Genomic DNA, 18,457 nt, shown 5'->3' with positions numbered 1-18,457 from the left:
GGAAAGCTCGGCGATCGGCGCAGCCGCTCGGTACGGGATCCTCCAGCGGTTCCCCACCCTCACCACCCCGTCGTCAGCGTGCGGTCGAGCGCGTCGACGAAGTAGTCGACGGACCCGGTCGTGACGACGAGCGGCGGTTTGATCTTGAGGACGTTGAGGTGGTCGCCGGTCGGCTGCATGATGACGCCGAGCTCGAGGAGCCGGTCGCAGATCGCCGCGGTCTCGGACGTCGCCGGTTCGAGTGTGGTGCGGTCACGGACGAACTCGAGTCCGAGGTAGAGGCCGGACCCGTGGACCGCGCCGACGATCGGGTGGCGATCGCCGAGCTCCCGGAGCCGCGTGGCGAGGTGATCGCCGACGACCCGGGCGTTCTCCTGCAGCCCCTCCTGCTGGATGACGTCGAGGACCGCGGTGCCGACGGCCGACGACACCGGCGATCCCCCGGTCGACGAGAAGAAGTAGCCCTGGTTGCGGTACTGGTCGGCGATGACGCGTGTGGTCACGACGATGCCGATGGGGTGGCCGTTCCCGACGGACTTCGCCACGGCGACGATGTCGGGCACGACGTCCTGCTGCTGGTGACCCCAGAACCAGTTCCCCAGCCGGCCGAACCCGACCTGCACCTCGTCGGCGATGGTGAGTCCACCGAGTTCCCGGACCGCGCCGTAGACGGCGGCGAGGTAGCCGTCCGGGAGCGCGACGCCGCCGGCGTTGCCGAAGTACGGCTCGCAGATGAAGGCCGCCGGAGCGTAGCCGTCGGCGGCGAGTCGGCGGATCCGGTCGACGGCCTCGGGCGCGTACCGCGACGCGTCCTCGCCGCGGTGTGCGCCTCGGTAGGAGTTCGCCGCGTCGACCGTGTGGACCCAGGCCGGTCGGGTCGCGAGGGCGTTCGGGTTGTCCGCGATCGAGGTCGACACCGCGTCGCTCGCGAACGTCCACCCGTGGTAGGCCTCCCGCATCGCGACGACGTCCGGCCTGCCCGTCACGCCCGTGGCGATCCGGATCGCGAGGTCGGTCGCCTCGGATCCGGAGTTGACGAAGAAGACCGTGTCGAGCTCTTCGGGGAGGGTGGCGGCGATCCGTTCGCCGTACTCGACGATCTGCGCGTAGTTGAACCGCGAGTTCGTGTTGAGGAGGCGGAACTGTCGGCTGGCGGCCTCGGCGACGCGCGGGTGCGCGTGCCCGACCGCTGTCACGTTGTTGACCATGTCGAGGTAGACGCGGCCGTCGGCGTCGACGAGGTACTCCCGCCACCCGCGTTCCATGCGTGGTGGGTCGACGTAGTAGTGCTCCTGCACCTCGGCGAGCACGTGCTCGCGGCGCTGCAGCGTGCGGTCCGGTGCGATGACCGCCTCCGGGAGGCCGAACGCCGGGGCAGGGTCGCCCACGATCGTGCGCCACCCGACGGCGGTGGCGGCGGTGACCTGCGCCGGGACGTCCGTCCCGTCGGTCACGACCGAGACGCGGATCGGCGTGCGGGCGGGCAGCGTCGTCCCGTCGACGTCGAACTGGAGGCTCGTCCCGCCCGCCCGCAGGAGGTCCGGTCCGAGCGTGGTCGGTTCGGCGAGCCACACGGTCGCGCCCGTCGGGATGGTCGCGGGTGCCTCCGGCGTCCGGTGGGGCGCGCCGGTCAGGACCGGCCGCCAGGCGGGGAGGACGACGGCGCCCGCGCCGCCGTCGAGGAGTCCTCGTGCGGCGGCGTCGAGCGCGTCGGCGTCGAGCCATCGGCCGTCGTCGTTGACCGGACTCGTCACCGTCGCGTCGAGCACGACCGGTGCGACGTCGATCACCCGGGTCGTCCAGGACGGACCGGTGGGTGCGGGAAGGCCGAGGGCGTCGCGGACGATCCCGGTCATCACCGGGATCGGGACGGAGGCCGCGACGCGCATGATCGCGAGTTCGCGGTCGAGGGCCGCGGACGCGTAGGCGTTGTCCTCGTCGATCCGTGTCTGCGCGCGGCCGCTCAGGACGAGGACGACGCCACGCAGCACGACGAGCGGCCAGAGCGCGTCCGCTTCGTCCGCGGTGATCGGTCGGCGGGCGTGGAAGGCGCGGATCGCAGGGAGGGTCGAGAGCGGGGACGCGCCGTCGTGGTGGAGGACGCTGGAGATCGTGGTCGCGAGCTCGCCGATCGACCACGACTCCGAAACGTCGCCGAAGTCGATGACGGCGTCCGGCAACGCGTCGCCGTCCGGGTGGAGGACGTTGTCGTCGGTGATGTCGAAGTGGCCGAGCTGCCGCGGGAGTCGGTCGCCGACGCGGTCCAGGACCGCCTGTGCCGACGCCGCCAGCGCGGTCGTCTCGCTTCGCAGTGCGGCGTCGGGTTCCGTCGGAGCGATGTCCCGAGCCACCCGGGCCGCGTGCCGGAGGTCCCACTGCAGGGTGCGTGCGGCGGCAGGGTGGTCGAGGCCCTCGAGCGCGCCCTGGACCCGGGCCGCGAGCTCGCCGAGCCGGGCGACGACGGCCGGCGCGAGGTAGGAGGACCCGGTGAGGGTGGCGCCGTGCACGAAGGAGATGATCCGGGCGTGGACGCGGCCCGCCGAGGTCTCCCACCACCCGGCGTGGGTCTCGACGGGGACCCGGATGCCCGGCTCGGCCGCCGCCACCCGCGCCGCTGCTGCGCCCTGCAGGTCGATCTCGGCTTCGCTGAAGACCGGGTTGCTGATCTTCAGCACGCCGATCGGGGTGTCGTCGGTACCGGCCCCGACGAGGAAGTTCTGGTCCTGCTGGCTCCCGAGCGACCGCAGCGTCGCCTCGATGCCGAACGTGGACGCGAGCAGGCGGGTCGCTTCGTCGGTGGGGATGGTGGGCGTTGGGAGTTCCTGGTGCTCGAAGTAGTCGAACAGGGGCGTGGTCATGCTCTCTCCGTGGTGGTGCATGGTTCAGATGGGTGCGCCGTCGGTGGTCGCGACCGCGCCGGACACCGGACCGGTGGCATCGGAGGCGACCGCGATGACGAGCGGTGCGTACGGGGCGCGCCAGACCGTGTGGGGCGACCGGACGGGGTCGTCCACCCGGACGGTGCCGACGAACGAACCGTCCTCCCGGACCACCGGCGGCGGGGTCGGGGCCCCGTCGACCCAGACGGCGACGGGCGCAACCGCCCCGTCCACCCGTCCGCGGAACGTCAGATCGCAGCCGTCGAGCGTGACGCCCTCGAGGCGGACGACGGATGCGCGGTCGACGGTCGGGGCCGGCCGGGCGGTGTGCTGGTCGGGACCGGCGCCGAGTGCGGGGGTCCTGCGCGGCGGGACGCGGCGGTCGCGGACCGCTTCGAGTGCCAGCGCGATCCGGAGCAGCGTCGTGTCGTCGTGCCCCCGCCCGGCGATGGTCGCGCCCACCGGCATGCCGATGTCGTCGAGGAGCCCCATGGGCACGGTGACCGTCGGGATGCCGAGGCGGCGCGGCACGAGGTTGCCGTTGGCGACCCAGACCCCGTTCCGCCAGGCGATCTCGAACGACTCCGGATTGACCTCGGCGTCGGCGGGTGCGACGTCGGCCACGGTCGGGAAGAGGAGCACGTCGAGGCCCTCCTCGTCGAGCCAGTCGTCGTGGTCGACCCGTCGCGTCTCCTCGAGGCCCCGGAGCCCGTCCGCGAGGGTCGCGATGCTCCGCCAGTCGGCGATGCCGTCACGTCGAGCGCGGTCCACGTACTCGCCGAGTTCGAAGTCGTACTCGCCGAACCGGTCGGGCAGCGTACCCGGCGCGAGCGGCGCCAGCGCGTCGCGGTCGAGGTCGGCGAGTCCGGAGAGCCCCGGCTGTCCGTTCGCGGCGAGGAACCCGTCGAGCCACGCCATGGAGAGGTCCCACAGCTCCTCCTCCGCGAACCGCTCCGGCACGATGCCACGCTCGACCGGCGTCAGCGCATCCGGCGTGGCCTTCTCGTCCCGCTCCAACGCGGGGAAGGCGACCTCCACGACCGTCGCACCACGGGCCTCCAGGTCGGCGCGGAGCGCGTCGAGGAGCCGGAGCACCGACGGACGCGTGTCGATGGGGTTCGCCTGTCCGGGCTCGGCGTTGACGAACATGCGGGGCACGCCGATCCGGAGCCCGGCGAGCGGCAGCGGTTCGAGTGCGCGGTAGGAGTCGGGGCGGACCTCGCTCGGTCGTGGGAGCGACACCCACGGCTGGGACCGCCAGAGGTCACCGGTCGTCCGGTCGTCGTCCGCGACGATGACGTCGAGCACCTCGAGGAGGTCGGCGACGGTCCTCGTGTGGGGCACGACGACGTCCATCGTCGGGACCAGGGGCCAGTTTCCACGCACCGAGATGACACCTCGCGAGGGTGTGTAGGCGACGAGGGCGTTGTTCGAGGCCGGTGCCCGGCCGGAGGACCACGTCTCCTCCCCCAGGCCGAAGGCCGCGAAGCTCGCCGAGGTGGCGGTCCCGGACCCGTTGGACGATCCCGACGCGTAGGCGCTGGTCAGCCAGGCCCGGTCGTAGGGACTCTCGGCGCGACCGTACAGGCCGCGCTGCATGCCGCCGTTCGCCATCGGCGGCATGTTCGTCAGGCCGAGGAACACCGCACCGGCGGCGCGGAGCCGCTCGATGACGAAGGCGTCCTCGCGTGCGACGAAGTCGACGAGGGCGGGCGACCCCGCGGCGACGACCATCCCCTGGACGCTGTAGCTGTCCTTCGCCGTGTAGGGGATCCCGTCGAGTCTGCTGAGGACGGTGCCGGCGGCACGTCGCTCGTCGGCGGCACGGGCCGCGTCGAACGCGCTCGGGTCGAGGACCGGGACGGCGTTCAGGGTGATCCCGGCTCGGTCGTACGCCGCGACCCGTCGCAGGTACGCCGTGACGAGGCCGACGCTCGTCACGCGACCGTCGTCGAGGGCCGATCGGAGGTCGGCGATCGACGCCTCGACGACGTCGAAATCGTCGCTGCCGTCCGTGCGGCTGCTCATGCGACTGCTTCGGGTGTGCGGACGGGGGCCGTCTCGGCCTCGTCGAAGTCGACCTCCGGCGGACGGCGACGGAACCCGCGGGTGAGGACCGCGAGGTAGAGCGCGCCGACGACGACCCAGGCGATCCCGACCCACAGCGCGGTCGCCGACAGGCTGAGCCAGAGCCAGGCCGTGAGCAGGAACCCGATGCCGGGCAGGACCCCGTAGCGGAACACCGCCCCCGACCCGCGGAGCCCGGCATCGAACAGGAAGTGCTTGATGACGGAGAGGTTGACGAGTGAGAACGCGGCGAGGGCCCCGAAGCTGATCAGCGACGACACCGTGTTGAGGTCCGCGAACAGGGCGGCGAGCGAGATCACACCGACGACGAGCGAGGCACCGAGGGGCGTCCGGAAGCGCTTGCTGAGGGAGCCGAAGATCTTCCTGGGGAGGACGCCGTCGCGGCCCATCGCGTAGAGGATCCTCGAGACGCTCGCCTGCGAGGCGAGTGCGGCCGCCACGCAGCCCGCGATGTACGCGAGGAGGAAGAAGACCTGGAGCCACTGCCCGGCGGCGGTCTCCATGATCTGGTTCGCCGCTGCGTTCGGGTCCTTGATGTCGGCGACGTCCGGGATGACGAGCGCGGAGCAGTACGCGACGACGGTGAAGATGAACCCGCCGAGGATCGTCGTGATCACGATCGCCCGCGGCACCGTCCGCTCGGGGTCCTTCGCTTCCTCGGACATGGTCGAGATCGCGTCGAAGCCGAGGTAGGACAGTGCCAGGATCGCGGCGCCGCCGAGCAGGCCGTGCATCGTGAGCCCAGCGTCGAGGAGCGGCTTGAGCAGCGAGGCGCCGGGGTTCTCGGCCCGGAAGGCGAGCGCGGCGACGACGAAGACGGCGGCGAAGACGAGCTGCACCCCGACCAGGACGAGGTTGGCGTTGCGGACGACCGAGATCCCGACGATGTTCAGCCCCGTGATCACGACGACGGCCACCAGCGCGAAGAGCCAGGCCGGGATCACCGGGAACTGTGCGTGCAGGTAGATGCCCATGACGACGTAGTTGATGAGCGGGAGCAGCAGGTAGTCGAGCATGAGCGACCAGCCGGTGAGGAAGCCGACGTGGCCGCCGAAGGCGCGGCGGGCGTACGTGTACGCGCTCCCGGCTCGCGGGAACGCCCTGACCAGGACCGCGTAGCTCAGTGCGGTGACGAACATCGCCGCGAGGGTCACGAGGTAGGCGGTGGGGACGTGCCCCGCGGTCGTCGTGGCGACGAGGCCGTAGGTGGTGAAGACGGTCAGCGGCACCATGTAGGCCAGGCCGAAGACCACGAGGGACGGCGTGCCCATGACGCGCTTCAGTGCGCGGTTCTCTGCGGACATGTGGGGCTCCTGTCAGGGGAGTCGAGGAGGGAGTGCTGGGGTGGGGTGGTGGGCAGACCGGCGCGCCACGTGCCGAGCACGCGGACGTCGCCGATCTCGGACGGGGGGATCGTCCGGACGTCACGGTCGAGCCACACGAGGTCGGCGACGGCACCGGGCGCGAGGGTCCCGCGCCGTCGTTCGTCTCCGGCCTGGTACGCGACGCCGCTCGTGGCGGCGTCGAGCGCTTCGTCGATGGTGATGCGCTCGAGCGGTTGCCATCCGTCGGCGGGTTCGCCGGCGGTGTCCTGTCGGGTGACCGCGGAGCGGATTCCTTCGAGGGGGTCGGGTTCGGCGACCGGCCAGTCGCTGCCGAAGCTGATGCGGGCCCCGGCGTCGAGGGCGGAGCGCATCCGGTACTGCAGGGCGCGGTCCGGGCCGAGTCGCGGCAGGGTCAGGTCCGTCATGACGTCGTCGAGGACGGCCCACTGCGGTTGGAAGCAGATGGTGACGTCGAGGTCGGCGAGTCGCCCGAGGTCGCGCTCGTCGATGACCTGCGCGTGGGCGATGGTCGCGCGGGCAGCGGAGCCGGCAGCGCGCAGCGCCGCGACCGCGTCGAGGGCGCTCCGCACCGCTCCGTCGCCGATGGCGTGGAGGTGCACGTCGAAGCCGGCGGCCGCGACGGCCGTCACCGCGGGCACGAGGTCCTCGGACCGCCAGTTCGGGAGCCCGTGCGTACAGGCGTCGTGGTACTCGGCGAGGAGGTGCGCCGTGCGCGTCTCGATGATGCCGTCGACGAAGAACTTCACGGTGCGCGCCGTGAGGCCCGGTGCGTCCGCGACGGTCGCGGCGGTGGCGACGATCTCGTCGAGCTGGTCCGGCCACCGGCGCGGGTCGGCACGGAGGGCGAGGTCGGCGTCGACCGCGAGCGCGCCCGACCGGGCGGCAGCGATCCACGCTGGGACGTCGGCGGTCTCGGCCCAGGCCTCCTGGACCCACGCGAAGCCCCGCGCGGCGAGCCGGCCGGTCGCCCAGCGGAGCGCGTCGACGTCGGCCTGGAGGCTCGGTGCGGGTGCGGCCCCGAGGACGAGGTCGATCGCGGGCCGTTCGACGAGGGTGCCGAGCGGTGTTCCGTCCGGTCTGCGGGCGATGACGCCGAGTGCCGGGTCGGGTGTGTCCGCGTCGACACCGGCAGCGCGGAGCGCCGCGGAGTTCACCCACGCGGTGTGGTAGTCCCAGGCGTGCAACAGCACGGGGCGGTCGGGGACGACGGCGTCGAGCCACCGTGCGTCGAACATGCCGTCCGGTGCGATCGTGGCGTCGTAGCTGCCGCCGACGAGCCACGGCGAGCGGTCCTGCGATGCCCAGGCAGCGGCACGAGCCGCCACCTCGGCCGGGGTGGTCGCGTCGCGCAGCCGGGGCCCCGCGGTCTCGCGGCCGGCCAACAACGGGTGTGCGTGACCTTCCCGGAACGCCGGGAGGAGGAGTCCCCCCGCGAGGTCGATCCGCCGGGTGCCGTCCGGCGGCGTCGTGCCCTGCGGCTGCACCACGCCGTCGACGACCAGCAGCGCCGACAGGTCGGGGTGACCGGCGCCCGGGCGGACGGAACCGTTCTCGAACAGGGTCGCGTGCATCCGGGGCTCCTTCCGTGGTCGACCGCGTGTACCTACGGTGTAGGTATAGCCCAGGACGGCGTCGACCAACAGTGTTGGTCACCGACCTTCACGAACGCGCAACACAGCCGAAACACGTCGGTGCCGTAGCCTGCTGAGGTGACCGAGTCGGCGATGCACCCCCGGTTGACGCGCGAGCTCATCGCCAGCACGGCGCTGGCGCTCATCGACCGGGAGGGCCCGTCCGGTGCGTCCATCCGCCGGGTGGCGGCGCGACTGAAGGTGCACCCGACCTCGCTCTACAACCACGTCCCCTCGCTGGCCGCGATGATCGAGGACGTCCGCGCGATCGTGTCCGCCGAGATCGACGCCACGCCGTTCGACGAAGTGCCGTGGCCGGAGGCGCTCGACGCGTGGGCCTGGTCCTACCGCGACGCGTTCGCCCAGCACCCGCGGACGATCCCGGTGCTGATGTCCGTCAGCGCCACGTCACCCGTCCTGCTCGGGGAGCACGAGCGGTTCGCCCTCGCTGCAGCGCGGGCGGGTTGGGAGGAGCACGAGGTCCTCCCCCTGCTCACCGCGTTCGAGTCGTTCATCCTGGGCAGCGTGCTGGACATGAGCGGCCCGGCCGTGCTCTTCGATCCCCGGGGGCAGGAGACCGACTTCCCGGCGTTCGCCGCGGCCTACCGTGCCGCCGTCGCCGTCGACGCCGATGACCCGGTGGCCACACGCGCCTTCACGATGGGCATCCGGATGCTCATCGCGGGCGCGACGCGCGCGGACCGTCCGGACCTCAGCTCACGACGACGCGGATGAACGCAGCCGGCTCGTCGCCAACGTTGCGGTAGGAGTACCGCTGCGAGCTGGAGTAGATCGCGTGGTCGCCGCGCCGCAGCTCCACGGTCTGGTCCTCCTGGGCGACCACCAGCCGTCCGGCCGTCACGACCAGCATCTCGGACCACCCGTCGGGGTCAGGCTCGGCCTGGTACGTCTGGCCGGGCCCGAGCGTCCACGACCACAGCTGCGCCTCGTCGCGGGCGGGCGCCGAGCCGAGCAGCGTCGCGGTACCGGGCCCGCTACGCCAGGCGACGGCGTTGATGGACGCGCGGGGGGCGGAAGGAGCAGCGACGAGATCGGTGAAGGACGACCCGAGCGCGCCCGCGAGCTGGTCCAGCGTCGTCAGGCCGACGTTCGCGTCCCCGGCCTCGAGGTTGATGATCGTCCGGCGGCTCACGCCCGACCGTTCCGCGAGGGCGGCTTGGCTCAGTCCGGCGCCCGAGCGGAGTCGGCGGAGGTTCGCCCCGACGTGTACGAGGACGGACGGTTGATCTCCCCGTTGCACGTGCATGATTCTGCACTCTATGCTGTGCAACATGCTGCACACGACCGCGCCGTCCCGTCGACTCCTCGGACGGCAGGAACTCGCGCTCGTCGCCGTCACCGCCGTGTGGGGGTCGACCTTCCTCATCGTGCACGTCGCGATGCAGCACAGTGGCCCGTGGTTCTTCGTCGGGCTCCGGTTCCTGACCGCGGGGTTCATCAGCGTCGCGGTCTTCCGACGCTCCCTCCCGGGCCTCCGGTGGCGGGACGTGGCCGCGGGCAGCGCGATCGGCGTGACGATCTTCCTCGGCTACGGCCTGCAGACCGTCGGGCTGCAGACGATCACCAGCAGCACCTCCGCGTTCGTGACCGCGCTCTACGTCCCCCTCGTGCCCCTGCTGCAGTGGCTGGTGTTCCGCAGGGCACCGACGCGGATGGCACTCGTCGGCGTCGCGCTCGCCTTCAGCGGCCTGGTCCTGCTCGCCGATCCCTTCCACGCCGGGTTGTCGTTCACCGGCGGAACGCTCGTCACGCTTGTCAGCACCCTGCCGATCGCCGCGGAGATCATCCTCATCGGACGGTTCGCCGGCACGATCGACGTCGGCCGGGTCACCGTCGTGCAGCTCCTCGTCGCCGGCGTCCTCGCCCTCGCGACGATGCCCGTCGTCGGCGAGGCCGTGCCGGCGTTCTCCTGGGTCTGGGTCGGCGCCGCGGTCGGTCTCGGCGCTGCCAGTCTGTTGATCCAGGCGACGATGAACTGGGCACAACGCGCCGTGTCCCCGACCCGCGCGACGATCATCTACGCCGGCGAACCCGTCTGGGGCGGCATCATCGGCCGGCTCGCAGGCGACCGACTGCCCGGCATCGCGATCATCGGCGCGGTGTGCATCGTCGCCGGCGCCCTCGTCAGCGAACTCACACCACGTAGATCGACCACCGTGATCGACAACAGCGGTTCCTGCACCCGTCAGGAGCAGGACACTGACGAGGATTCCGGCAAGGACCGATCGGTCCATCGCTCCGCCTCCAGGATTCGAACCCGGACCTAACGGCACCAAAGGCCGTCGTGCTGCCGTTACACCAAGGCGGAACACACCGGTCAGGGTGGAGCCCGCCCGGTGCCCGTCCATCCTCCCATGCCGCGGTCGGTGGCCGTGCGCTCCCGGTTCGGCCAAGATGGGGGGATGCCGCAGGAGGACGAGGTCGATCGCATCGTCGCGGCGTGGGGGCGTGAGCGTGACGACCTCGATTTCGCCCCGCTGGAGGTGTTCTCGCGGGTCGACCGACTGGCGCGGCACCTCGACCGGGCACGCCGGGCGGCGTTCGACGCGAGCGGCGTCGAGCCGTGGGAGTTCGACGTCCTCTCGGCACTGCGCCGGGCGGGCGAGCCGTACGAGCTCAGCCCGAAGACGCTCCTGCAGCAGACGCTGGTGTCGAGCGGCACGATGACGAACCGCGTCGACCGGTTGGCGGCGCGCGGCCTTGTGAGCCGGCGGACGGACCCGCGCGACGGCCGCGGCATCCTCGTCGCGCTGACGCCGTCCGGGCGGCAGGCGGTCGACGCCGCGATCGCCGACCTGCTCGCTGCCGAGCGCGGGATCCTCGACGAGGTGTCCGGCCCGGAGCAGGCGCAGCTGTCCGGTCTGCTGCGACGGCTCATCCTCGGCCTGGGCGACTGACCGCGAACGAGCGCGAGCGATCACGACCGGGCGAGCGCGCGAGCGAGCACGACCGGACGCGAGCGCGAGCGCGAGCGAGCACGACCGGACGCGAGCGCGAGCGCCAGCGAGCACGACCGGGCACGACCGATCGGACTAGCCTGCGGCCATGCACGCGATCACCCTGGCCGTGGCCGACGTCGAACGCTCAGCCGTCTTCTACGGCGCTCTGCTCGGTGTCGAGGGCAGCGGCGTGATCGGCACCGAGTACCGCCGGACCGACGTGCAGGCGGGTGGCGCCACGGCGATGTTCACCCTCGACGACGGGCTGATCGTCAGCGTGTACGCGCGGGAGGACATGGCACTCGACTCGGGCGTCGCCCTCCCGCACGGTCCGACGTCGACCATCGGCCACTTCGTCGACTCGCGGGCCGAGGCGGACGCGTTCCTCGACCGGGCGCAGGCCGCCGGCGCGACGATGCTCGCAGCGCCGTACACGCGCCCGTGGGGCATGTACTCCGGCTTCTTCCAGGACCCGGACGGCCACCTCTGGGAGGTCGTGGCGAACCCCGGCCGGGCGCCACCCACCGCCCGCCGCTACACCCCGAGCAGCTCCGCGACCTCGAGCCAGCGCTCCTCGAGCTGTTCGACCTCGGCCTCGAGTGCCCCGAGCTTCGCCTGCAGCGTCCCGAGGCCCGCGTAGTCGGACTGGTCGTGCGCCGCGAACGCATCGAGGACCTCCTGCCGGTCCGCTCCGACGCGGGCGATGCGGCGGTCCAGCGCCGACATCTCCTTCTCCGCCGCCCGTCGCTCCGCACCCGACAGCACAGGAGCAGCCGGAGCTCCGGCCGAGGCCCCAGCGGCCGGCGTCGCGGACGCGCCGGACGCAGCAGCAGCACCCGCGGCCCCGGCCCCCGACCCGGCCACGCTGCCGGTCGAGCCGGTCCCGCCTGCCGTGTCGGGCCTCCCGGCAGCAGCGGCGGCAGCCGCCGAGGCGGTGGCGGGCACCGAGCCCGACGCACGCAGCCGCATGTACTCGTCGACCCCGCCCGGCAGGTGCCGGAGGTGCCCGCCGAGCACGGCGTACTGCTGGTCGGTGACGCGCTCGAGCAGGTACCGGTCGTGCGAGACCACCAGGAGCGTCCCCGGCCAGGTGTCGAGCAGGTCCTCCATCGCGGCGAGCATGTCGGTGTCGAGGTCGTTCGTGGGCTCGTCGAGGATGAGCACGTTCGGCTCGTCGAGCAGGATGAGCATGAGCTGCAGGCGCCGCTTCTGCCCACCGCTGAGGTCCTTGACGGGCGTCGAGAGCTGCGCGGAGGTGAAGCCGAGGCGCTCGAGGAGCTGCGACGGCGTCATCTCCTTGCCGTCCGCGACGTAGCTCGTCTTCTTGCGGGCGACGACCTCGCGCACCCGGTCGCCCGCGTACTGCTGGAGGTCGGCGAGCTGCTGGTCGAGGACGGCGACCTGCACGGTCTTGCCGGTCTTGACCCGGCCGCTCGTCGGCTGCAGCTTGCCGGACACCAGGTTCAGGAGCGTCGACTTGCCCGCACCGTTCGGCCCGAGGATGCCGGTCCGCTCCCCCGGCGCGATCCGCCACTCGACGTCACGGAGGATCACGTCCTCGCCGAACGAGACCCCGGCGTCGAGCAGGTCGACGACGTCCTTGCCGAGACGCGCGGTCGCCATCTGCGTCAGCGCCACGGTGTCACGGATCGGCGGGACGTCGTCGATCAGGGCGTTGGCCGCGTCGATGCGGAACTTCGGCTTGCTCGTGCGGGCCGGGGCGCCGCGGCGGAGCCACGCGAGCTCCTTGCGGGCGAGGTTCTGCCGGCGCTGCTCGGACGCGGCGGCCTGCCGGTCACGCTCGACGCGCTGGAGGATGTACGCCGCGTACCCGCCCTCGAACGGGTCGACCACGCCGTCGTGGACCTCCCACGTGTCGGTCGAGACGGCGTCGAGGAACCACCGGTCGTGCGTCACGACGACGAGTCCGCCCTGGTTCGCGGACCACCGACGCTTGATGTGGTCGGCGAGCCACTGGATGCCCTCGACGTCGAGGTGGTTCGTGGGCTCGTCGAGGAACAGGACGTCCCAGTCGCCGACGAGCAGCTTCGCGAGGGCGATCCGCCGCCGCTGGCCACCGGAGAGGTCGTCGACGTTCGCCTCCCACGGGATGTCCGAGACGAGGCCGCCGATGATGTCGCGGATGGTCGGGTCGCCCGCCCACTCGTGCTCGGCCAGGTCGCCGACGACGGTGCTGCCGACGGTCGCTCCCGCGGGCAGGACGTCGCGCTGGTCGAGGTACCCGACGGTGAGGCCGCGGCGGTGCGTGACCCGGCCGCCGTCCGGTTCGATCCGCTGGGAGAGCAGCGCGAGGAGCGTCGACTTGCCGTCGCCGTTCCGGCCGACCACGCCGATGCGGTCGCCCTCGTCGATGCCGAGGGTGACGCTGTCGAAGACGACACGGGTGGGGAACTCGAGATGCACGTTCTCGGCGCCGAGGAGATGAGCCACCCGACAAGGGTACGGGGGTGCGCGGCGTGGGCGTCGCGGGCGCCGTCGCGGAACCAGGTTCCGGACACAGCACCACGATCCGGTGCGGTGTGGTGTCCGGAACCTGGTTCCGGCGGGCCGGCCTGGAGGCGCGGCTCAGCTCGACGGGGTCGGGTCGCCTTCGCCGGCCGCTTCCTTCGCACGCTTCAGGCGCGCCTGCGCCTCCCAGTACTCGATCTCGCGCTCGAGGTCGGCGAGCTCCTGCTCGGTGCCGGTGACGCGCTTGTCGCCGTGGGCGGACCGGGCCTCGCCGAGGGTGGCGTACCGGTCTTCGTGGCGGACGGGGTCCAGGTAGCGGCCGTGGTTCCGCTCGCCCGGTGCCCAGTCGTGGCCGACGGCGAACCACACGATCGGGCCGACGACGGGCAGGAAGATGCAGATGAGCACCCAGGCGATCTTCGGCAGCCCGCGGACCTCGGCGTCGGTCTTCGTCAGGATGTCGATCAGGGCGAAGACGAGCAGGAGGGTCCCCGCCCCGTACAGCAGCACGCTCATGAGGTCGAAGTCTATGGACCGGCCGAGAGACCGGCTACGCCCCGAACGCGTGCCCCGGTTGCGATCGGGCAACGGTCTCCTGCGACGGCGTACAGGCTCTGCGCTCGAGTGCGACCGGCCTCGTCAACACGGCCGGTGATCGAGGTACCGCTGCGCCAGGAACGCCGACCGGATGGAGAGCGCCCCGGTGACGAGCCCGGCCACGGCCCACCCGGCGCTGACCAGCCAGAAGTCATCGGCAACGAGCACGCCGGCAGCGCCGAACGTGACGAGCGCCGCCTGCAGCACGATGGCCGGCGTCCGGACCCCCTGGACCGCGGTGGCCCGGACGATGTCGAGTCGGTCCTCGGGTGCGCGCTCGCGCTCGCGGATCACCCGGCGGACCGCGTCCTGCTCCAGCGGGAGCAGGACGTCCGTCACCGGGAGCGACACGCGTCCGCGACGGCGGTCCCGCGTCGCCAGCATCAGCGACGCGACGAGGACGACCGCGTACGCGACCGATCCGGTCCAGGCGACGGTCCACCGGCCGGCGGAACCGGGCGGGAACGCGAGGCCGACGACGAGGACGAGGACCGCGGGGAGCACGAGCAGCGCGATCGACCGAACGACCGAGAACCGGCGCGGGCCCGGCAGCGCGAGCACGTCCAGCGCCCGGGCCTCGGCCGCTCCCCACCGCTGCTCAGCCCGTTCGACGGTGTCGGTCATCGTGCCCCTCATCGCTGCTCTTCGTGGCCTCCAGCCAACCAGGTGTCCTGAGGATCCGTCAGAGCGCGGCGACCCACTCGTCGCTGCCGTCGAGGAAGCGCTGGTGCTTCCAGATCGGCGTCCGCTCCTTGACGAGGTCGATGAGGGCAGCGCACGCGGCGAAGGCCTGCGCTCGGTGCGGCGAAGCGACGGCCGCTGCGAGCGCGACGTCACCGACGACGAGCGCCCCGACGCGGTGGAGGACCGCGATCCGCACGTCGGGGTGCTCCGCTACGATCGTCTCGGCGACCTCGCGCAGGACCGCGACCGCGGTCGGGTGCCCCTCGTAGTCGAGCGCGGTGACGCCCTTGCCGCCGTCGTGGTCGCGGACGACCCCGGCGAAGGTCACGACGGCGCCGTCACGGTCGGAGGCCACTGCTGTGCTCGTCTCCTCGACCGTCACGTCACGGTCGACGACGTCGGCGAGCAGGACACGGCCGGAGGCCTCCGCCCCGGTCACGAGGCGCTCCGCGGAGCGTGGCCGGCGCCGTGCAGCTGGGCGAGCACGTGGTCGAGCAGCCCGTCGAGGACGTCGAGTCCGTCCGCCACCCCACCGCGCGAGCCGGGGAGCGTGACGACGAGCGCTCCACCGGCGATGCCCGCGACGCCGCGGCTGAGGAGTGCGGTGGGTCCGGCCGCGGCGAGGCCACGACGACGGACCTCCTCGATGATGCCCGGCAGCTCGAGGTCGAGCAGGGGCGCGACCGCCTCGGGTGTGCGGTCGGTCGGTGTGACACCCGTGCCGCCGGTGGTGATCACGACCCGGGCCCCCGCGCGGACCTCGCTGCTGATCGTCTCGGCGATCGGACCGCCGTCGGGCACGATCGTCGGTTCCGCCACCGTGAAGCCGTGCTCGCGGAGCCAGGCGGCGATCACCGGTCCGGTGCGGTCCAGCGCGCTGTCCGTCGCGGCCTGTGTCGACACGACGAGCACCCCCGCGCGTCCGGTCGTCCGTTCGGACGTCATCGGTCTGCCTCCCAGTCGCCCGAGCGCCCGCCGTGCTTCTCGAGCACTCGGACGTCGGTGATCGTCGCCGTGCGGTCGACCGCCTTCACCATGTCGTACACCGTGAGCGCGCCGACGCTGGCGCCGGTCAGGGCCTCCATCTCGACGCCGGTGCGCGAGGTCGTACGGACGGAGACCTCGACCACGACCCGGTCGTCGGTGCCGGTGATGTCGACCTGCACCCCGGAGATCGGCAGCGGGTGGCAGAGGGGGACGAGGTCGGAGGTCTTCTTGACGGCCATGATCGCGGCGATGCGGGCGGTGCCGATGACCTCGCCCTTGGGCAGCGAGCCGTCGAGGATGCGCGCGACGACGTCGGGCCGGGTCACGAGGGTCGCGGTCGCGGTGGCCGAGCGGTCGGTGACGTCCTTGTCGGAGACGTCGACCATGTGGGCCGATCCGTCGGCGCGGACGTGGGAGAGGTCGGTCATCTAGAGGCTCCAGACGGTGAGCGGGTCGCCCGGTTCGACGGTGGCGGTGCCGACGGGGACGTGGACGAGGTGCGTCGCGGCGGCGTAGTGCGCGAGGAGGTGCGAGCTCGGACCGCCGACGAGGTGCACGTGGCCGTCCTCCACCCTGCCGCGTCGGACCTGGTGCTTCCCCTCGGGCGAGGAGGCGGACTCGGCGGCCGGGAGCACCTGCACGGGCCGCTCGGCGGGGAGCCCGACGAGCGGGGCGAGGACCGGACGGAGGAACACCTCGAACGAGACGAGCGCCGAGACGGGGTTGCCCGGGAAGGCGACCACGGGCACGGCGCGATCGCCGAAGGTCACCGTCCCGAGCGCCTGCGGACCACCCGGTTGCATCGCGACCGGCGTGACCTCGAGTCCGCGTGGACCGAGCGCCTGCCGCACGACCTCGTACGCGCCCGCGCTGATCCCCCCGGTCGTCAGGACGAGGTCGGCCCAGTCGCCGACGGCTTCGGTGACGCCTGCGAGGAACGCAGACTCGTCGTCGGGGACCACGACGGTCCGTGCCTCCGCACCGACCTCGGCGAGCGCGGCGGTGAGTGCCACGCCGTTCGCGTCGCCGATGCCCGCGCCGTGGACGTCCACGCCGACGAGTTCGGTACCGGTGCTGACGACGAGCACCCGGAGCGGCCGGACGACGTCGACCCGGTCGACCCCGGCTGCGGCGAGCGCGCCGAGGAGTGCCGGGGTGACGAACGCGCCGGCCTCGGCCACGACCCCGCCGCGGTGCAGGTCGGAGCCGACCCTGCGGACGAAGGCGCCCCTGGCGACGTCGTCGGGCACGTGGACGCTGTGGAGGGTCAACGCCGCGGGGAAGGCGCCGACGTCGGTCCGTTCGACGGGGAAGACCGCGTCGGCCCCGTCGGGGATCCGCGCTCCGGTCATGATCGGTGCAGCGGTGTCGGGCGCGAGTGGAGCGGGCACCCGGCCGGCGGGGATCGGTGCGCCGACGGCGAGGGTGCGACCGGCGTCGGCGGCACGGACGGCGAAGCCGTCCATCTGACTGTTGTCGAACGCGGGGAGCGCGACGGGTGCGACGACGCGACGTGCGAGCCGACGCCGTGCTCCTGCGCTGGCGGAGGCGGCGAGGTCGACGGTGCGCAGGGCCTCCAGGCAGGAGGGGTCCGCCGAGCCGGGCGTGAGCCGGGCGGTGACCGGACGGAGCAGGGCAGCCACCGCTTCGGCGTGTCGACCGATCGTTCGCACAGTGCCCTCCGAAGTCGTGTGACGGGTGCCACCCGACGGAACCGCCGTCAGGGAGCGTCAGTAGCGTATCCAGCGCGCATCCCGCGCCGAGGACGATTCGGAGGACCTGTGGAGAACGACGTGACGATCGGTGTGATCGGTGGATCGGGCCTGTACGAGCTGTTCGAGGCGGGCACGGCCGAGGAGCGGACGGTCGCGACGCCGTTCGGCGAGACCTCCAGCCCGATCAGCATCGGCACGATGTCCGGCCGACGCGTGGCCTTCCTCACCCGGCACGGTCGCTCGCACTCGGTCGCACCGCACCGCATCAACCACCGCGCGAACACCTGGGCGCTGCGGTCGCTCGGCGTGCGCGCGATCGTGTCGTCGAGCGCCGTCGGAGGCCTGCACCCGGACTACGCCCCCGGCACCTTCGTCGTGACGGACCAGCTCATCGACCGGACCTGGGGACGCGCGGACACGTTCTTCGAGGACGACGTGCAGCACCTGTCCTTCGCCGACCCCTTCGACCCGGTGCTCCGGAGCGCGGCCGTCGACGCCGTCGCCGCACTCGGCGTGCCGCACCGCACGACCGGCACGTGCGTCGTCATCCAGGGCCCGCGGTTCTCGACCCGCGCCGAGTCGGTCTGGATGCGCGAGGCCGGCGGCCACACGATCAACATGACGATGACGCCAGAGGTCCCGCTCGCCGCGGAACTCGGCATCGGCACGGTGAACCTGTCCTTCGTGACCGACGCGGACGCCGGACTCGAGCTCGCCGCTGGACCGGACGACGAGCCGGTCACGCACGCGGCCGTGATGGAGCGGCTGAAGCAGGCGAACGAGGTCATCGTGCAGGCGATCGGGTCGATCGTGGGCGCGATCCCGGAGGACTTCACGCCGCGGGAACTCGTGCCGGCGTCCGCGAGCGGCACCGTGCTGGCGCTGCCGGTGAGCACGCCGGGGGCGACCGCGTGACCCGGCTGCTCGTGACCGGGGGCGCCGGGTTCATCGGCTCCGCGATCGTCCGGCGAGCACTGGCCGAGGGGTACGAGGTCCGGGTGCTCGACTCGCTGCGGGCCGATGTGCACGGCGACGACGGCGGTGCGTTCGCCGGCGCGGCGTCCGGCTCGGGCGCCGCCAGCGCGGCGTCCGACCCGGGCG

The 18,457-nt window shown here is 72.6% G+C and carries 17 protein-coding genes, 1 tRNA gene and 2 pseudogenes; 6 read left to right on the top strand and 14 right to left on the bottom strand.

Features of this window, described 5'->3' with window-relative positions; genetic code table 11:
• Positions 1–59 precede the first annotated feature (59 nt).
• From ACSW7Y_RS04665 to ACSW7Y_RS04650, 4 genes and pseudogenes are all read right to left on the bottom strand, one after another.
• Positions 60–2,858: an aminotransferase class III-fold pyridoxal phosphate-dependent enzyme gene (locus tag ACSW7Y_RS04665; RefSeq protein WP_438125170.1), complete on the bottom strand. Its 2,799-nt coding sequence runs from the start codon at positions 2,856–2,858 to the stop codon at positions 60–62.
• Positions 2,859–3,227: 369 nt separating this feature from the next.
• Positions 3,228–4,907 (bottom strand): annotated as a pseudogene (locus ACSW7Y_RS04660) (amidase); the annotation flags it as partial.
• Positions 4,904–6,271, bottom strand: a complete 1,368-nt coding sequence (locus ACSW7Y_RS04655) for an APC family permease (protein ID WP_438125169.1) — start codon at positions 6,269–6,271, stop codon at positions 4,904–4,906. The pseudogene ACSW7Y_RS04660 and the gene ACSW7Y_RS04655, both read right to left, overlap by 4 nt.
• Positions 6,247–7,884 (bottom strand): amidohydrolase, encoded by a 1,638-nt coding sequence (locus ACSW7Y_RS04650; RefSeq protein ID WP_438125168.1) that lies wholly within the window; start codon positions 7,882–7,884, stop codon positions 6,247–6,249. The genes ACSW7Y_RS04655 and ACSW7Y_RS04650 overlap by 25 nt, the downstream gene beginning before the upstream one ends.
• A gap of 138 nt (positions 7,885–8,022) precedes the next feature.
• Here ACSW7Y_RS04650 and ACSW7Y_RS04645 point away from each other — a divergent pair, with 138 nt between their 5' ends.
• On the top strand, positions 8,023–8,679 hold the full coding sequence (locus ACSW7Y_RS04645; RefSeq protein WP_438125167.1) for a TetR/AcrR family transcriptional regulator: 657 nt from the start codon (positions 8,023–8,025) through the stop codon (positions 8,677–8,679).
• Here the strand turns inward: ACSW7Y_RS04645 and ACSW7Y_RS04640 are convergent.
• Complete coding sequence (locus ACSW7Y_RS04640; protein WP_438125166.1) at positions 8,657–9,211, bottom strand: helix-turn-helix domain-containing protein; 555 nt, start codon at positions 9,209–9,211, stop codon at positions 8,657–8,659. The two genes, ACSW7Y_RS04645 and ACSW7Y_RS04640, sit on opposite strands and share 23 nt — an antisense overlap.
• A 25-nt stretch (positions 9,212–9,236) precedes the next feature.
• Here ACSW7Y_RS04640 and ACSW7Y_RS04635 point away from each other — a divergent pair, with 25 nt between their 5' ends.
• Positions 9,237–10,232, top strand: coding sequence for a DMT family transporter (locus tag ACSW7Y_RS04635; protein ID WP_438125165.1), 996 nt, complete (start codon positions 9,237–9,239; stop codon positions 10,230–10,232).
• On the opposite strand, the gene ACSW7Y_RS04630 is transcribed toward ACSW7Y_RS04635, so the two are convergent.
• A tRNA-Gln gene (locus ACSW7Y_RS04630) sits at positions 10,202–10,273 on the bottom strand. The two genes, ACSW7Y_RS04635 and ACSW7Y_RS04630, sit on opposite strands and share 31 nt — an antisense overlap.
• A gap of 94 nt (positions 10,274–10,367) precedes the next feature.
• Here ACSW7Y_RS04630 and ACSW7Y_RS04625 point away from each other — a divergent pair.
• Positions 10,368–10,862, top strand: a complete 495-nt coding sequence (locus ACSW7Y_RS04625; protein ID WP_438125164.1) for a MarR family winged helix-turn-helix transcriptional regulator — start codon at positions 10,368–10,370, stop codon at positions 10,860–10,862.
• A gap of 148 nt (positions 10,863–11,010) precedes the next feature.
• Positions 11,011–11,544, top strand: a complete 534-nt coding sequence (locus ACSW7Y_RS04620) for a VOC family protein (protein WP_438125163.1) — start codon at positions 11,011–11,013, stop codon at positions 11,542–11,544.
• On the opposite strand, the gene ACSW7Y_RS04615 is transcribed toward ACSW7Y_RS04620, so the two are convergent.
• From ACSW7Y_RS04615 to ACSW7Y_RS04580, 8 genes and pseudogenes are all read right to left on the bottom strand, one after another.
• The gene (locus ACSW7Y_RS04615) at positions 11,439–12,863 is read right to left on the bottom strand and encodes an ABC-F family ATP-binding cassette domain-containing protein (RefSeq protein ID WP_438125180.1); all 1,425 of its coding nucleotides are present in this window, start codon (positions 12,861–12,863) and stop codon (positions 11,439–11,441) included. The genes ACSW7Y_RS04620 and ACSW7Y_RS04615 overlap by 106 nt on opposite strands.
• 23 nt (positions 12,864–12,886) lie before the next feature.
• Positions 12,887–13,253, bottom strand: a pseudogene (locus ACSW7Y_RS04610) (ATP-binding cassette domain-containing protein); the annotation flags it as partial.
• 237 nt (positions 13,254–13,490) lie between these two features.
• The gene (locus ACSW7Y_RS04605) at positions 13,491–13,889 is read right to left on the bottom strand and encodes a PLD nuclease N-terminal domain-containing protein (RefSeq protein WP_438125162.1); all 399 of its coding nucleotides are present in this window, start codon (positions 13,887–13,889) and stop codon (positions 13,491–13,493) included.
• Positions 13,890–14,012: 123 nt separating this feature from the next.
• On the bottom strand, positions 14,013–14,594 hold the full coding sequence (locus ACSW7Y_RS04600) for a hypothetical protein (protein ID WP_438125161.1): 582 nt from the start codon (positions 14,592–14,594) through the stop codon (positions 14,013–14,015).
• A gap of 58 nt (positions 14,595–14,652) precedes the next feature.
• Complete coding sequence (locus tag ACSW7Y_RS04595) at positions 14,653–15,093, bottom strand: molybdenum cofactor biosynthesis protein MoaE (protein ID WP_438125160.1); 441 nt, start codon at positions 15,091–15,093, stop codon at positions 14,653–14,655.
• Complete coding sequence (locus tag ACSW7Y_RS04590) at positions 15,090–15,599, bottom strand: MogA/MoaB family molybdenum cofactor biosynthesis protein (protein WP_438125159.1); 510 nt, start codon at positions 15,597–15,599, stop codon at positions 15,090–15,092. The genes ACSW7Y_RS04595 and ACSW7Y_RS04590 overlap by 4 nt, the downstream gene beginning before the upstream one ends.
• A complete protein-coding gene (gene moaC / locus ACSW7Y_RS04585) occupies positions 15,596–16,069 on the bottom strand; it encodes a cyclic pyranopterin monophosphate synthase MoaC (RefSeq protein WP_438125158.1) in 474 nt (157 codons plus the stop codon). Before moaC ends, ACSW7Y_RS04590 begins: the two co-directional genes overlap by 4 nt.
• Positions 16,070–17,284: a molybdopterin molybdotransferase MoeA gene (locus ACSW7Y_RS04580; RefSeq protein WP_438125157.1), complete on the bottom strand. Its 1,215-nt coding sequence runs from the start codon at positions 17,282–17,284 to the stop codon at positions 16,070–16,072. It abuts the gene before it with no gap.
• 138 nt (positions 17,285–17,422) lie between these two features.
• On the opposite strand from ACSW7Y_RS04580, the gene ACSW7Y_RS04575 reads away from it, so the two are divergent.
• Positions 17,423–18,271 (top strand): MTAP family purine nucleoside phosphorylase, encoded by an 849-nt coding sequence (locus ACSW7Y_RS04575; protein WP_438125156.1) that lies wholly within the window; start codon positions 17,423–17,425, stop codon positions 18,269–18,271.
• Positions 18,268–18,457: NAD-dependent epimerase/dehydratase family protein (locus tag ACSW7Y_RS04570; RefSeq protein ID WP_438125155.1), on the top strand; the 190-nt coding region annotated here is incomplete at its 3' end. The genes ACSW7Y_RS04575 and ACSW7Y_RS04570, both read left to right, overlap by 4 nt.

The sequence above is a fragment of the Curtobacterium flaccumfaciens genome (assembly GCF_051548005.1).
In the GTDB taxonomy this organism is placed as follows: domain Bacteria; phylum Actinomycetota; class Actinomycetes; order Actinomycetales; family Microbacteriaceae; genus Curtobacterium.
This window is presented reverse-complemented; position numbering and strand designations above follow the sequence as displayed.